This is a genomic window from Streptomyces sp. NPDC088350, from assembly GCF_044753545.1.
GTDB lineage: Bacteria > Actinomycetota > Actinomycetes > Streptomycetales > Streptomycetaceae > Streptomyces.
Window position 1 is genome coordinate 1 of the sequence record NZ_JBIVNL010000018.1, and the last position, 13044, is coordinate 13044.

At 71.4% G+C, this 13044-nt stretch carries 13 protein-coding genes; 4 read left to right on the forward strand and 9 right to left on the reverse strand.

Annotation, left to right across the window (positions count from 1 at the left end; translation table 11 throughout):
- Positions 1 to 79 precede the first annotated feature (79 nt).
- Complete coding sequence (locus tag ACIQBL_RS43370; RefSeq protein WP_401953216.1) at positions 80 to 1444, reverse strand: serine-threonine protein kinase; 1365 nt, start codon at positions 1442 to 1444, stop codon at positions 80 to 82.
- 81 nt (positions 1445 to 1525) lie between these two features.
- On the reverse strand, positions 1526 to 2746 hold the full coding sequence (locus ACIQBL_RS43375) for an exo-beta-N-acetylmuramidase NamZ domain-containing protein (RefSeq protein ID WP_401953219.1): 1221 nt from the start codon (positions 2744 to 2746) through the stop codon (positions 1526 to 1528).
- Positions 2747 to 2894: 148 nt separating this feature from the next.
- Between ACIQBL_RS43375 and ACIQBL_RS43380 the strand changes: the two genes are divergently transcribed.
- Genes ACIQBL_RS43380 through ACIQBL_RS43390 form a run of 3 tightly spaced genes read left to right on the forward strand, consistent with a single transcriptional unit; the run spans position 2895 to position 5958 of the window.
- Positions 2895 to 3659, forward strand: a complete 765-nt coding sequence (locus ACIQBL_RS43380; RefSeq protein ID WP_401953222.1) for an SDR family oxidoreductase — start codon at positions 2895 to 2897, stop codon at positions 3657 to 3659.
- Positions 3656 to 5338, forward strand: a complete 1683-nt coding sequence (locus ACIQBL_RS43385) for a class I adenylate-forming enzyme family protein (protein WP_401953225.1) — start codon at positions 3656 to 3658, stop codon at positions 5336 to 5338. Before ACIQBL_RS43380 ends, ACIQBL_RS43385 begins: the two co-directional genes overlap by 4 nt.
- A gap of 26 nt (positions 5339 to 5364) precedes the next feature.
- Positions 5365 to 5958, forward strand: a complete 594-nt coding sequence (locus ACIQBL_RS43390) for a TetR/AcrR family transcriptional regulator (RefSeq protein WP_401953228.1) — start codon at positions 5365 to 5367, stop codon at positions 5956 to 5958.
- Between the two features lie 2 nt (positions 5959 to 5960).
- Here ACIQBL_RS43390 and ACIQBL_RS43395 read toward each other — a convergent pair whose 3' ends face one another.
- Both ACIQBL_RS43395 and ACIQBL_RS43400 read right to left on the reverse strand, forming a co-directional pair.
- Positions 5961 to 6656 (reverse strand): response regulator, encoded by a 696-nt coding sequence (locus ACIQBL_RS43395; RefSeq protein ID WP_401953231.1) that lies wholly within the window; start codon positions 6654 to 6656, stop codon positions 5961 to 5963.
- Positions 6656 to 8650, reverse strand: coding sequence for a sensor histidine kinase (locus ACIQBL_RS43400; RefSeq protein ID WP_401953234.1), 1995 nt, complete (start codon positions 8648 to 8650; stop codon positions 6656 to 6658). The genes ACIQBL_RS43395 and ACIQBL_RS43400 overlap by 1 nt, the downstream gene beginning before the upstream one ends.
- A 184-nt stretch (positions 8651 to 8834) precedes the next feature.
- Between ACIQBL_RS43400 and ACIQBL_RS43405 the strand changes: the two genes are divergently transcribed.
- The gene (locus ACIQBL_RS43405) at positions 8835 to 9407 is read left to right on the forward strand and encodes an LGFP repeat-containing protein (RefSeq protein ID WP_401953237.1); all 573 of its coding nucleotides are present in this window, start codon (positions 8835 to 8837) and stop codon (positions 9405 to 9407) included.
- 65 nt (positions 9408 to 9472) lie between these two features.
- Here ACIQBL_RS43405 and ACIQBL_RS43410 read toward each other — a convergent pair whose 3' ends face one another.
- The 5 genes from ACIQBL_RS43410 to ACIQBL_RS43430 all read right to left on the reverse strand — a co-directional run bounded on the left by ACIQBL_RS43410 (position 9473) and on the right by ACIQBL_RS43430 (position 13036).
- The gene (locus ACIQBL_RS43410; RefSeq protein WP_401953239.1) at positions 9473 to 10687 is read right to left on the reverse strand and encodes an acyl-CoA dehydrogenase family protein; all 1215 of its coding nucleotides are present in this window, start codon (positions 10685 to 10687) and stop codon (positions 9473 to 9475) included.
- A 6-nt stretch (positions 10688 to 10693) separates the two neighbouring features.
- On the reverse strand, positions 10694 to 11725 hold the full coding sequence (locus ACIQBL_RS43415; RefSeq protein ID WP_401953242.1) for a phosphotransferase family protein: 1032 nt from the start codon (positions 11723 to 11725) through the stop codon (positions 10694 to 10696).
- A gap of 177 nt (positions 11726 to 11902) precedes the next feature.
- Positions 11903 to 12199: a hypothetical protein gene (locus ACIQBL_RS43420; RefSeq protein WP_401953245.1), complete on the reverse strand. Its 297-nt coding sequence runs from the start codon at positions 12197 to 12199 to the stop codon at positions 11903 to 11905.
- Positions 12200 to 12299: 100 nt separating this feature from the next.
- Positions 12300 to 12635 (reverse strand): DUF202 domain-containing protein, encoded by a 336-nt coding sequence (locus ACIQBL_RS43425; RefSeq protein ID WP_401953248.1) that lies wholly within the window; start codon positions 12633 to 12635, stop codon positions 12300 to 12302.
- 8 nt (positions 12636 to 12643) lie between these two features.
- Positions 12644 to 13036: a YidH family protein gene (locus tag ACIQBL_RS43430; RefSeq protein WP_401953250.1), complete on the reverse strand. Its 393-nt coding sequence runs from the start codon at positions 13034 to 13036 to the stop codon at positions 12644 to 12646.
- Between the last annotated feature and the right edge of the window lie 8 nt (positions 13037 to 13044).

The window sequence follows — 13044 nt, forward strand, 5'->3', positions numbered from 1 at the left end:
GCGCCCCCTGGGCGGCAACATGCACTACCACAGCCGCTGCCAGACCCGGCCCACCTTCCAGCAAGTGGTGGAGTACACGTCACACCGGTGACGCCTGAGCGGCGGCGGGCCGGTTGATCCGGCCCGCCGCCAGCACCACCCGGGCGAGTTCGGGGTGCACGATGTCGCTGTGCGCCCCCGACGGCGGATCGCCGTGGCACACCACCGCGCAGGCGTCGACGTTCACACAACCCGACGCGGGCAGCGGCGAGTCGAGCGCCTCGGCCAGGGTCAGCGAAGGGGTGCCCGGCACCGCCTGCACGCCGTCGTGGCCCATGGCGCCCCACTTGTCACCCAGTACCCGGCCGATGTCGAGCCCGGCGAACGAGCGGTCGTCGTCCGACATCCGCGAGGCCAGCGGATAGATCGTGCCGAGAGCCGAGTCGCAGTGCGAGTAGCAGCACACCAACGGCCCGTCGACCCGGTTCTGCCGCCCCTGCAACACACCCCCGGTACCCGGGTCGTCGGGCAGCCGCGCCGCGAACGCGTAGTGGGAGAAGGCCCCTTGGAGCAACGTCACCGACTTGACCGAGCGCACTCCCTCGGGCAGCCCCCGTAGCGCGAACGACACCAGCCGCCCGCCGAAACTGTGCCCCACGAGATGCACCCGCACCTCCGGCGCCACCCCCGCGAGCCGCCCGATCTCCGGACCCAGACCCAGCTCGCCGACGATCCCGGCCCGCCGCTTCATCGCGAAGTAGGACGCCTGTCGCAGCAGTTCGCGCGCGCCTTTCCACGGGTCGGGCAACGAGAACTCCGCTACGACGCCCGGAGATCGCGGCGCCGCGAGGTTGGCCAGCGCCTCCGCGAACTGCCCGCAGACCTCGGCCGTACGGCCTTCGGCGAGCATCCGCGGCTCGTACTGCGGCACTCCCGCCGCCAGGGTGTCCGCGCCGAACACCGCCCGCGGCCCGGGTGGCACCGCCTCCACGAGCGTCCGCACCAGTCGGCCGAACTCCTCCAACTCGGCTTCCCCGCCGGTCTGTTGATCCAGCATCAGGGCGAGCCGGTCGATCACCGTCGCGCTGCCGGGGAAGGCGTCGAGGAGTGCGCGCCGGGTGTCGTCGTCGAGTGCCGGGGACGCGGTCGGTCCGGCCGCGGCCACGGTCGAGCGGGGGAAGTCCGGGATCGGCTGGTCCGGGAACTCCATCGATGGCCAGATCACGCCCACGTACCCGATCCGGGCCTTCGGCGCGAGCTTCGGCATTGGCGCGAAGAAGCCGCTGTAGAGCCGCGTCGCGCCGGCGCGTTCGTTGTTCCACCCGTGGGAGAAGACGATCAGGTCACCGATCCCGCGCTGCCGCACCTCGCTCAGCAGCCGGTCGCGTTCTCCCTGGTCGACGTCTCCGTCGGCGTCGAAGGTCAACTCCCAGTAAGGGCTCACACTCATCGCCGGATCCGCCATGACCGGCCTCCTCGTCCCCCGTAGTGGCTCGATGTGGGCGCATCGTCCCGCTACCGGTGAAGATTGGCCATACGTCGCGAGTCACTTGTAGAGGAGGTATTCAGTTCGAATCCTCCGGAACACCCTCAACTCCTCCTGCCACGCGGCCACCACCTCGTCGGTGCCCGCGCCCGCGTCGATCGCCGTACGCACCCGGGCGGACCCCGTGAGCTTGTCGATCCAGTTGTCCGGGCGCCAACCGAAGCCGCTCCAGACCTTCTTGGCGGTCACCAGCAGTGCGACGCCGGTGCGCACGGGGTCGTAGGCGGCCCGGTCGTGCACATGGATCTGCACCCCGCCGACGGTCCTGCCCTGGAACTTGGAGAACGTGGGCGCGAAGTAGGCCTCCCTGAAGTGCACCCCGGGCAGGGCGAGTTGATTCGCCTCCGCCGCCCAACGGCCGTCGATGCCCTCCGCGCCGAGCAGTTCGAAGGGGCGGGTGGTGCCGCGCCCCTCGGACAGGTTCGTGCCCTCGAAGAGACACGTTCCCGAGTACACGAGGGCGGTGTCCGGCGTCGGCATGTTGGGGCTGGGCGGCACCCACGGGAGCGACCAGGCGTCGTAGAACTCCGACCGCTTCCAGCCCGTCATCAGTACGGTCTCCAGCGGCACGGGCGTGGTGAGGAACTCCCCGTTGAACAGCCGGGCCAGCTCGGCGACCGTCATGCCGTGCGCCTGCGCGAGGGGCTGCCTGCCGACGAAGGTCGCGAACTCCCTGTGCAGGACCGGGCCTTGGGCGGTGCGGCCGGTCACCGGGTTGGGGCGGTCGAGCACGACGAAGCGTTTGCCGGCGAGTTGGGCCGCCTCCATGCAGTCGTACAGGGTCCAGATGTACGTGTAGAAGCGGGCGCCCACGTCCTGGATGTCGAAGACGATCGTGTCGACGCCGGAGGTCCTGAAGACGTCGGCGAGGGGCTGACCGCTCTTCAAGTACGTGTCGTAGACGGGGAGTCCGGTTGCCGGGTCCGTGTAGCGGCCTTCGGAGCCGCCGGCCTGTGCGGTGCCTCGGAAGCCGTGTTCGGGGCCGAAGACCCCCACTAGGTTCACGTGGGGGCTTGCGTGCAGGACGTCGACGATGTGGTGGGCGTCGCGGGTGATGCCGGTGGGGTTGGTGACGATTCCGATGCGTCGGCCGTTGAGCTGGGCGTAGTCGTGTGCGGCCAGCTGTTCGAAGCCGGTGCGTAGTTTTCGGGGCTTGGTGGTTGCTGGGGTGAGGGTTGCCGCCGGGGTTGCTGCCAGGAGGGTTCTTCTGGTGAGGGGCATGTCGGCACGGTATGTGGTTTGTAGGGTGCGGGTCCGTCGTGGTTGCTCGCGCCGTTCCCCGCGCCCCTATCGGGGCGCCTGCCCTACCGGTGTTACATACCGACCGGTTAGTCTGGTCGGGCAGTGGAGCCGCAGTCGAAGGAGACCGATGGTGGAAGCCGTTCAGGGTGCCGGGGTAGTCGTCACGGGGGCCGGGGGTGGTATCGGGGCCGCGCTCGCGCGGCGGTTCGCTGCCGAAGGGGCCCGGGTCGTCGTCAATGACCTGGACGGTGAGCGTGCGAAAGCCGTCGCCGACGAGATCGGAGGGATCGCCGTGCCGGGGGACGCCTCCGCCGTCGTCGGGGAAGCCCGGGACGCTCTCGGCGGGACCGTCGACATCTACTGCGCCAACGCCGGGCTCGGTTCGGGTGGGTCCGAAGCCGCCGGTGAGGAGGTGTGGGCGCAGGCCTGGGACGTGAACGTCATGGCTCATGTGCGGGCCGCCGAGGCGTTGATCCCGGCCTGGCTGGAGCGGGGAAGCGGGCGGTTCGTGTCCACCGTGTCGGCCGCCGGGCTGCTCACGATGATCGGGGCGGCGCCCTACAGCGTCACCAAGCACGGTGCGTACGCCTTCGCCGAGTGGCTGTCGCTGACGTACCGGCACCGGGGGCTCAAGGTCCACGCGATCTGTCCGCAGGGCGTCCGCACCGACATGCTGGCCGCCACCGGCAGCGCGGGCGACCTGGTCCTCCAGCCGACCGCGATCGAGCCCGACGCCGTCGCGGACGCGCTGATGGCGGGGATCGAGGAGGATCGCTTCCTGATCCTGCCGCACCCCGAGGTCGCCGGGTACTACCGGCTCAGGGCCACCGAACCGGATCGCTGGCTGACCACCATGAACCACATCCAGCAGAAGTGGGAGGCCGGAGAATGACCGACTCCCTGTATGCCGCCAAGCCGTGGGTGGCGCTGCTCAACGAGGCCCAGCGCGGGGACATCACTCCGGACGACTCCCTGGTGCACGCCCTGCGCCGGGTGGTCGCCGAGACGCCCGACCGCACCTTCCTCACCTACTTCGACGGCGGTCTCAGCTATCGCGAGGTCGACGAGCTGAGTGACTCCGTGGCCGGCTGTCTGGCCGCGCGGGGTCTTGAGCGCGGTGACCGGGTCGCCGTGCTGCTGCAGAACTCGCCGCACTTCGTGCTCGCCCTGCTCGGCGCCTGGAAGGCGGGCGCGATCGTCGTGCCGGTCAACCCGATGTACAAGTCGGGGGAGGTCACCCATGTCCTGCGGGACGGCGAGGTGGCCGCGCTGATCTGTTCCGACCGGGCCTGGGAGTCGTATCTGCGGGAGACGGTGGCCGCGGTCGAGGAGAGCGGGTCGCCGCTGCGGATCGTGCTCACCGGGTGCGAGTTGGATTTCCAGACCCGCGACGACGCGCGCGTGCTCGCCTTCGAGCGGCTTCCGCAGGCGGACGACGCCGAGGACCTGGTGGCCGTCGCCCGTCAGGGCCACAGCGCGCCCGAAGTCCCCGCCCCGGCGCCCTCCGACATCGCGTTGATCAGCTACACCTCGGGGACGAGCGGTGCCCCCAAGGGCGCCACCAACACCCACGGCAACATCCTCTACAACGCCGAACGGCAGCGGACCGGGCTCGGGCTGCCGGACGCGCCGGTGTACTTCGCGATGGCGCCGCTGTTCCACATCACCGGAATGGTGTGCCAGCTGGGCGCGTCGCTCGTCAGCGGGGGCTCGCTGGTGCTGGTCTACCGGTTCGAGGGCGGGGTCGTCCTCGACGCGTTCGTCGAGCACCGGCCGCACTACACGGTCGGCCCGTCCACCGCCTTCATGGCACTCGCCGCGCACCCGGCCGTCACGCCCGACCACTTCGCGTCCTTCCGGAACATCTCCTCCGGCGGCGCCCCGGTACCGCCCGCCCTGGTGGAGAAGTTCCGGACCGGCTTCGGGCCGTACATCCGCAACGGCTACGGCCTCACCGAGTGCACCGCGCCCTGCGCCTCCGTACCGCCCCAGCTGGAGGCGCCCGTCGACCCGGCGTCCGGGACGCTGGCCGTGGGCGTGCCGGGGCCCGACACCGTCGTACGGATCCTCGACGACCAGGGCGCGGAGGTGCCGTTCGGCGAGCAGGGCGAGATCGTCGTGCGCGGGCCGCAGGTCGTGCCCGGGTACTGGCGGCGCCCCGAGGCCACCGCCGAGACTTTCCCGGACGGTGAACTGCGCACTGGGGACATCGGGTTCATGGACGCTCAGGGCTGGCTGTACGTCGTCGACCGCAAGAAGGACATGATCAACGCGTCCGGCTTCAAGGTGTGGCCGCGCGAGGTCGAGGACGTGCTGTACACCCATCCGGCGGTGCGCGAGGCGGCCGTCGTCGGGGTGCCCGACGGGTACCGCGGCGAGACGGTGAAGGCGTACATCAGCCTCCGTCCGGGCGCCGAAACCGACCCCGATGAATTCGCCGTGTACTGCAAGGAGAGACTGGCCGCCTACAAATACCCGCGCCAGGTGGAGATCCTGCCCGAGCTGCCCAAGACGGCCAGTGGGAAGATCCTCCGGCGGGAACTCCGTTCCCGGCCGCACGACAGCGCGTGAACGACTAAGAAAGGCAGGTGGCGGCAGTGCCCAGGACGACCGACGGAGACGGGGCTCCCGTCCCGCAGCGGCTCCTCGCCGCCGCCACCCGGCTCTTCGCCGAGCAGGGGTACGACCGCACCTCGGTGCAGGAGATCGTCGAGGCGGCGGGCGTCACCAAGGGAGCGCTGTACCACTACTTCGGCTCCAAGGACGACCTCCTGCACGAGGTGTACGCGCGCGTGCTGCGCGTCCAGCAGGAGCGCCTGGAGGTGTTCGCGGGCGCCGACGAGCCGGTCGAGAAGCGGTTGCGGGCGGCGGCGGCGGACGTCGTCGTGACGACGATCGACAACCTCGACGACGCGATGATCTTCTTCCGGTCCATGCACCATCTCAGCCCGGAGAAGAACAAGCAGGTGCGCGCCGAGCGCCGGCGCTACCACGAACGCTTCCGCGCGCTCGTCGAGGAGGGCCAGCGCGAGGGCGTCTTCTCCACCGCGACCCCCGCCGACCTCGTCGTCGACTACCACTTCGGCTCGGTCCACCACCTGTCGACCTGGTACCGCCCCGGCGGCCCGCTCAGCCCCCAGGAGGTCGCCGACCACCTGGCGGACCTGCTGCTGCGAGCGTTGCGCCCGTAGGCCTACGACTCGGGAGTCGGGCCCAGGCCCGCCTCCCGGGCCCAGGCCGCCGCCTCCGCGCGGTCCGCGACACCCAGTTTGGCCAGGACCGCCGACATGTGGTTGCTGACCGTCTTCGGGGACAGGCCCAGGCGGGTGGCCACCGTCGCGTTGGGCCGGCCCTCGGCGATCAGGGCGAGGACGTCCCGTTCGCGCGGGGTGAGGGTCGGGCACGGGTCGGGGCGGTCGGGGGGTCTGCTGAGCTGGCCGAGCACGCGCCGGGCGACACCGGGGCCGAAGATGGCCTCCCCGGCGGCCACCGCGCGGATCGCCCGGACGATCTCGTCCTGCCCGGCGCCCTTGAGGACATAGCCCAGGGCGCCCGCCCGCATCGCGGCGAACACCGAGTCGTCCTCCTCGACCATGGTGAGCATCAGCACGGCGACCCGGGGCGCCACCCGGCCGATCTCCCGGGTCGCCTCGATGCCGTTCAGGTCGGGCATCCGGATGTCCATCACCACCACGTGCGGACGCAGGGTCACCGCCGCCCGTACCGCCTCCCGCCCGCTGGCGGCGACCCCGACGACCCGCACGCGCGGGGTGCCGTCCCGCACGGACTCCAGGAGCGCGGCCAGCCCGGTCCGGACCACGGGATGGTCGTCGGCGAGGACGACCCGCAGCGCGTCGGCGTCCTCCTCGGCCACAGGGGCCCGCTCCATCACATCGGCCCTCCCAACGGCAGCGTCGCCACCACCCGCCCCTGTCCCGCCACGCACCGGCCGCCCAGTTCGGCCGCGCGTTCCTGCATCGACGTGATGCCCACGCCCGGCGTCCACGCGGTCTCCTCGTCCACCGGCGAACCGTCGTCGCACACCTCCAGGCGCAGCCCGTCGCCGATCTCGATGCGCAGGTCCACGCGCGAGGCGCGGGCGTGCCGGGCCGCGTTGGTCAGCGCCTCGATCGCGATGCGGTACGCGGCGACCTCGACGGCGGCGGGCAGCGCGGGCAGCCGTTCCGGTGCCCTGACCCGTACCTGTATCGGGGTGCCGTCCGCCCGCCAGGACAGCCGCACCGCGCGTTCCCGCAGCGCGCCCAGCAGCCCCAACTGGTCCAGATCCGGCGGCCGTAGCCCGTCCACCAGCCGCCGCACCTCCGCGACCGCGCCCCCGACCTCGGACCGCAACTCGGTGAGCAGCTCCGCCGCCCGTTCAGGGTCGAACGTCAGCAGATTGCGTACGGCGTCCGCCTGGAAGGCGGCTCCGGCGAGGGTCGGGCCGAGCCCGTCGTGCAGATCGCGGCGGATCCGGCGCCGTTCCTCCTCGCGCGCGGCCACGATCCGTTCCCGGGAGTGCTGCAACTGCCGGGTGAGGTCGGTGGCGTGCAGCGCGGCGGCCAGCGGTACGGCGAGCAGCTCCAGGACCGCCAAGTCGGCGGTGTCGGGCTGCTGTTCACCAGGGCGAAGGCCGATCACCAGCGCACCGACGGTCCGGCCGTCGTAGTCCAGCGGTATGGCGTGGATGTGTTCCCCCGGTACGCCCCAACTCCCGTCCGTCACACCGGACTTCGACTCCACGCAGACGTACGGCAGCCGCAGCGCCTCGCCCACCGCCTCCGGGACCGCGTCGACGCCGGTGCCGGCCAGCCGTTCGCCGATGCGGGAGACCGCGCGCACCGGGTCGTGCCGGTCGCCGTACAGGGCGTGGCCGACCATGCGCTGCACGAGGCGGCGGGCGGGTTCGAAGGCGAGGGCGAGGGTGACCGTGATCAGGGCCGGGCCGAGCAGCGCCGGGTCGGGGTTGAGGAGGGCCTGCACGGAGGTGACGAGGCCGACGTAGGTGACGATCACGCCGACCGTGAGCGCGCCGTAGAGCAGGCTGCGGGAGACGACGAGGCGGATGTCGAGGAGTTCGTGGCGGAGCACGGCGATCAGGATGGCGACCGGCAGGAACAGGATGCAGGACGAGGTGTAGACGGCGGGGAAGCCGGCGATCTGGAGGATCATGCTCAGCGCCAGCGGAAGCATGCCGGCGAACAGCCAGAGCAGCCGGCGGCGGTCCTGTTCGCCGCCGCGCCGGTAGCGCAGCCACATGACGGCGAACACGGCGGCCAGCACCAGGCAGGCCTTGGCGGTCTCGACGTACCGGAGGACCGGCATCCACCCCGACGGCACGGGAATGTACGCCGGTTGGGCTGCCGTGCCGTGGAACAGGCCCCAGTCCTCCCGGCCCCAGTAGGCCATGTCGAGTGGTGAGGACAGGAGTTGGGCGATCGTCGCCCAGCGCCAGCGGCGGTCGGGCAGCCGGCCGTCGGGGAACAGGAAGAACACGAGGACGAACGCCGTCGAGGCTCCCGCGATCCAGGTGTGCCGCCCGATCGTGGTGAGTGCGCCCAGCAGTCCGGGCGGCCAGCCGGCCCGCAGCCCCTCGGCCGCGAGACCGATCGACAGGCCCGTGAACGCGTGGCCCAGCCCGTACGCGGTCAGCAGCCAGCCGAGGGGATTGCGCGGCCGGTGCAGCGCGATCACCGTGCCGCAGACCGGGTAGGCGAGAGCGACCGCGAGGTCGACGACCATGTCGTAGCGGATCACGTCCGCGCCGGAGACCCCGGACGCCGCCAACGCGACCGCCCCGACCGCCACTTGGAGGGCCGCCAGCCCCAGCAGCGCGTACGCCGCCGCCGTACGGGGCGGGGTGCGTCCGTCGCGGTCGTCCATGCGTCCCATCGTCCCGGCGCGGCGCCCGGGTGTCATGGGAACGCTTCCCGGTCCACCCGGGAGAGGTCCCCGGTGTTGCCCGAGGGCTCCCCCTCAACTCCCGGCCGCCGGCGCCGCGATGCTCGTAACAGCGGAACGGCGGACCACCGCCGGACCGTTCGACGGAACCAACGGGGGAAACACCATGCTGTCAACGAAGCGGCGCCTGACCGGCGTTGTCCTGGGCTCCCTGCTCGCCCTCGGCGGTACGGCCGCGCTGCCGGCCACCGCGCAGGCAGTGACCCAGCAGCCCGCACGGGTCTCGTGCACGCCCAACTACCCGATCCCCAACCAGTTCATCTACCAGCGGTGGAACCAACTCGGCGGACAGAACGGCATGCTGGGCTGCCCGATCGGCCGGAACAGGCTCCTGGCGAACGGCGCCGAGAGGCAGCGCTTCGCGAACGGCGAGATCGCCTGGTCGCCCGACCAGGGACACCGGATGGTGGTCTCGGCCTGGGAGCGCAACGGGTACGCGTACTTCACCTGGGGCCCCACGAACCCGCCGTACACCTACGACGTCTTCCTGGTCCGCTACACCAGCGCCGCGGACGCGGGCGGCACCCAGCGCGAACTCCGCGGTGGGAGCTCGGGCGGGATGTGGGTGCAGAAGCGCACCAGCGGCGACTACTCGTTCATCGTCGAGGGCTGCGACATCAGGTCCGGCGGCCACCGGTGCCTTCAGCAGTGGACTGTGCCCGTGAGCACCCGCAGCTGACCTCGGGGACGGGGGGAACAGGGCCGGTACGGGCGAGGGGGCGCCCGTACCGGCCCGCCGCGTCGCTACAGGTACTTCTTCAACTCCCGGCGCGCCAGCGACCGTTGGTGCACCTCGTCCGGGCCGTCGGCCAGCATCAGGGTGCGGGCGCTCGCGTACAGCTCGGCCAGCGGGAAGTCCTGGCTCACACCGCCCGCGCCGTGCAGCTGGATCGCCTTGTCGAGGATGCCGACGACCGTGCGGGGCGTGGCGATCTTGATGGCCTGGATCTCCGCGTGGGCGCCCTTGTTGCCGACGGTGTCCATCATCCAGGCCGTCTTCAGGACCAGCAGCCGCAGTTGCTCCACGGCGACCCGCGCGTCCGCGATCCAGTTGTGGACGACGCCCTGTTGGGCGAGCGCCTTGCCGAACGCGACGCGGGACACGGCCCGTCGGCACATCAGCTCGATCGCCCGCTCGGCCATGCCGATCAGCCGCATGCAGTGGTGGATACGGCCCGGACCGAGCCGTGCCTGGGCGATGGCGAAGCCGCCGCCCTCCTCGCCGACGAGGTTCGTCACCGGCACGCGCGCGTGGTCGAAGATCACCTCAGCGTGGCCGCCGTGGGAGTGGTCCTCGTAGCCGAAGACCCGCATCGCCCGCTTGACGGTGACGCCGGGAGTGTCGCGGGGGACCAGGACCATCGACTGCTGGCGGCGGATGTCGGCGCCGTCCGGATCCGTCTTGCCCATCACGATGAAGATCTTGCAATCGGGGTTCATCGCCCCGGAGATGTACCACTTGCGGCCGGTGATGACGTAGTCGTCGCCGTCCCGCTCGATCAGTGTGGTGATGTTGGTGGCGTCCGAGGAGGCCACCTCCGGCTCGGTCATCGCGAACGCCGAGCGGATCTCACCGGCCAGCAGCGGCTCCAGCCACTGCTTCTTCTGCTGCTCGTCGCCGAACTGGTACAGCACCTCCATGTTGCCGGTGTCCGGCGCCGCGCAGTTCAGCGCGGTGGGCGCCAAGTGCGGGGAACGGCCGGTGATTTCGGCGAGGGGCGCGTACTGGAGGTTGGTGAGCCCGCCGCCGTACTCGGCATCCGGAAGGAAGAGGTTCCACAGGCCCTGCCTGCGTGCCTCCGCCTTCAACTCCCCGACCACGGCGGGGGTGTCCCACGGCGAGGCGAGCCGGGCGCGCTGCTCCTCCGCGACCGCCTCGGCCGGGTAGACGTACTCGTCCATGAAGGCCAGGAGCTTGGCGCGCAGTTCCTCGGTGTGTGCGTCGAACGCGAAGTCCATGGTGGATCAGCCCTCCTGAAGGGTGGTCAGGCCGTGCTCGATGAAGACGGGGACCAGCTCGCCGATGCGGTCGAAGCCGCGGCCGACCGTCTGGCCCAGGGTGTAGCGGTAGTGGATGCCCTCCAGGATCACGGCGAGCTTGAACCACGCGAACGCCGTGTACCAGGCGACCGACGACACATCGCGCCCCGAGCGCGCGGCGTACCGCTCGATCAGCTCGGCCGGTGCCGGGTGCCCGGGGGCCGAAGCGGTCGTGGAGATGGGGGAGTTGGGCAGCTCCAGCGGGATGCTGTACATCACCAGCAGGCCCAGGTCGGTGAGTGGATCACCGAGCGTGGACATCTCCCAGTCGAGGATGGCCTTGATCTTGTCGTCCTCGCCGATGAGCACGTTGTCCAGGCGGTAGTCGCCGTGCACGACCGCCGGTGCGGGGGAGTCGGGGAGGCGGCGGCCGAGGGCCGCGTGCAACTCCTCGACCCCGGCCAGCTCGCGGTTGCGGGAGGCAGCCAACTGCTTGCCCCAGCGCCGCAGTTGGCGGTCCAGGAAGCCCTCGGGCCGGCCGAAGTCCGCGAGGCCCACCTCGGCGGGGTCCACCGCGTGCAACTCGACCAGCGTGTCGACCAGTTCGAGCACCGCTCCCCGGGTGCGCGCCGGACCCAGCGGGACCAGTTCGTCGGCGGTGCGGTACGGGGTGCCCGCCACGAACTCCATGACGTAGAACGGCGCCCCGAGCACCGCCTCGGCCTCGGGGTTCTCGCACAGCAGCACGGGCCTCGGCACCGGCACGCTCGTCGGGTGCAGGGCGCTGATCACCCGGTGCTCGCGCTTCATGTCGTGCGCGGTGGCCAGCACATGGCCGAGCGGGGGCCGCCGTACGACCCACTTCGCGGTGCCGTCGGTGACCGCGTAGGTGAGGTTCGACCGTCCGCCCTCGATCAGCCGGCCGGACAGAGTGCCGCTCACCAGACCGGGCCGCTCACGGTCGAGCAGACCGCGCAGCCGGTCGAGATCGAGTCCGGGCGGGTGGTCGGGGCTCATACATCACTCCTACGAACGGACGAACAGGTCTCGACCCATCATGCCGACCGGTCGGTATGTCGTCCAGTAGGGGAGCGAAACGTGACCGGAGCCACGATAAGCCGACAGCTCCCCGCGCCGGGCGACGGGGAGCTGTGCGTCAGTGGTTCCGGGCCGTTCCCGGCCAGGGGTCTCGGTTCAGTGGTCGTCCCAGTGGCCGTCGTGCAGGGCGTGCCGGTGACCGTCGTGCACATAGTCGACGTGGTCGCCGTGCAGCACGCTCTCGTGCCCGCAGTCCTGGCCGTGCTGGTGCGCGTGCTCCTGGTGCGCGACATGCCCGCCCGGCTCGCACTCGTCCCAGTGGCCGCCGTGCTCGCGGTGCAGATGCCCGTCGTGCGCGTAGTCGACATGGTCGCCGTGCGGCACGGTGGCGTGCCCGCAGTCCGGGCCGTGGGAGTGGGCGTGGGAGGAGTGCTCCAGGTGAAGGGCGGTCATCGTGCTCACCTTCGGAAGTGCGGGAGTTGACGTCGGACAGGGTGCCATGCGAACCGCCCATATCCGCTCATTCCGCTTGCGTGGCGCCGGGATCGGCGTCTCAGTACACGAGCACCGCCGCGCACACCGCCAGGGCCACCGCGCACAGCACCGCCGTGGTGGCGTGCCGGGGCGCCAGGGCCGGTGGCTCCCCGTCGGCCGTGAGGGTACGGATGCGGCGGTGGGCGACGGTCAGGAAGCCCAGCCACAGCGCGCAGCACAGGGCGCAGACGAGGACACCCTCGACCCGGACCCCGCCGTGCAGGGAGGCCTTCATGGCCAGGACGGCGGCGACCGTGCTCGACAGGGTCGTGCGGCGCCAGGCCAGCCGGGTCCGCTCGGGCTGGAGACCCGGGTCGCGGTCCTGGGCCGGGTCCGTGGCCGCACCCGCGTTCACGCCCGGATTCACCCCGCCCATCCGGCGAGCACGACGACGACCATCGCCACGGCCACGATCGCCACGGCGATGCTCAGCAGCGCCGGGAAACGGGACACCGGCAGATCCTCGCCGCGCCGCATCGCCCGTTCGCAGCGCACCCAGTGGTTGACCGCGCGCAGGGAGCACAGGACGCCCGCCGCGAGCAGCGCGAGGGCGAGGCCGGCCCGCCAGGCCCAGCGCAGGTGCGGCAGGAACTGGTCCACCGCGAAGCCCCCGCCGATCAGCGCGAGCGCGGTGCGCAGCCAGGCCAGGAAGGTGCGCTCGTTGGCCAGGGAGAACCGGTAGTCGGGTGTACGGCCCTCCTCGCTGATCTCCTGGGGCGCGAACCACAGCTGGACGTTCCGTACAAAATCGATCACGGAAGGAC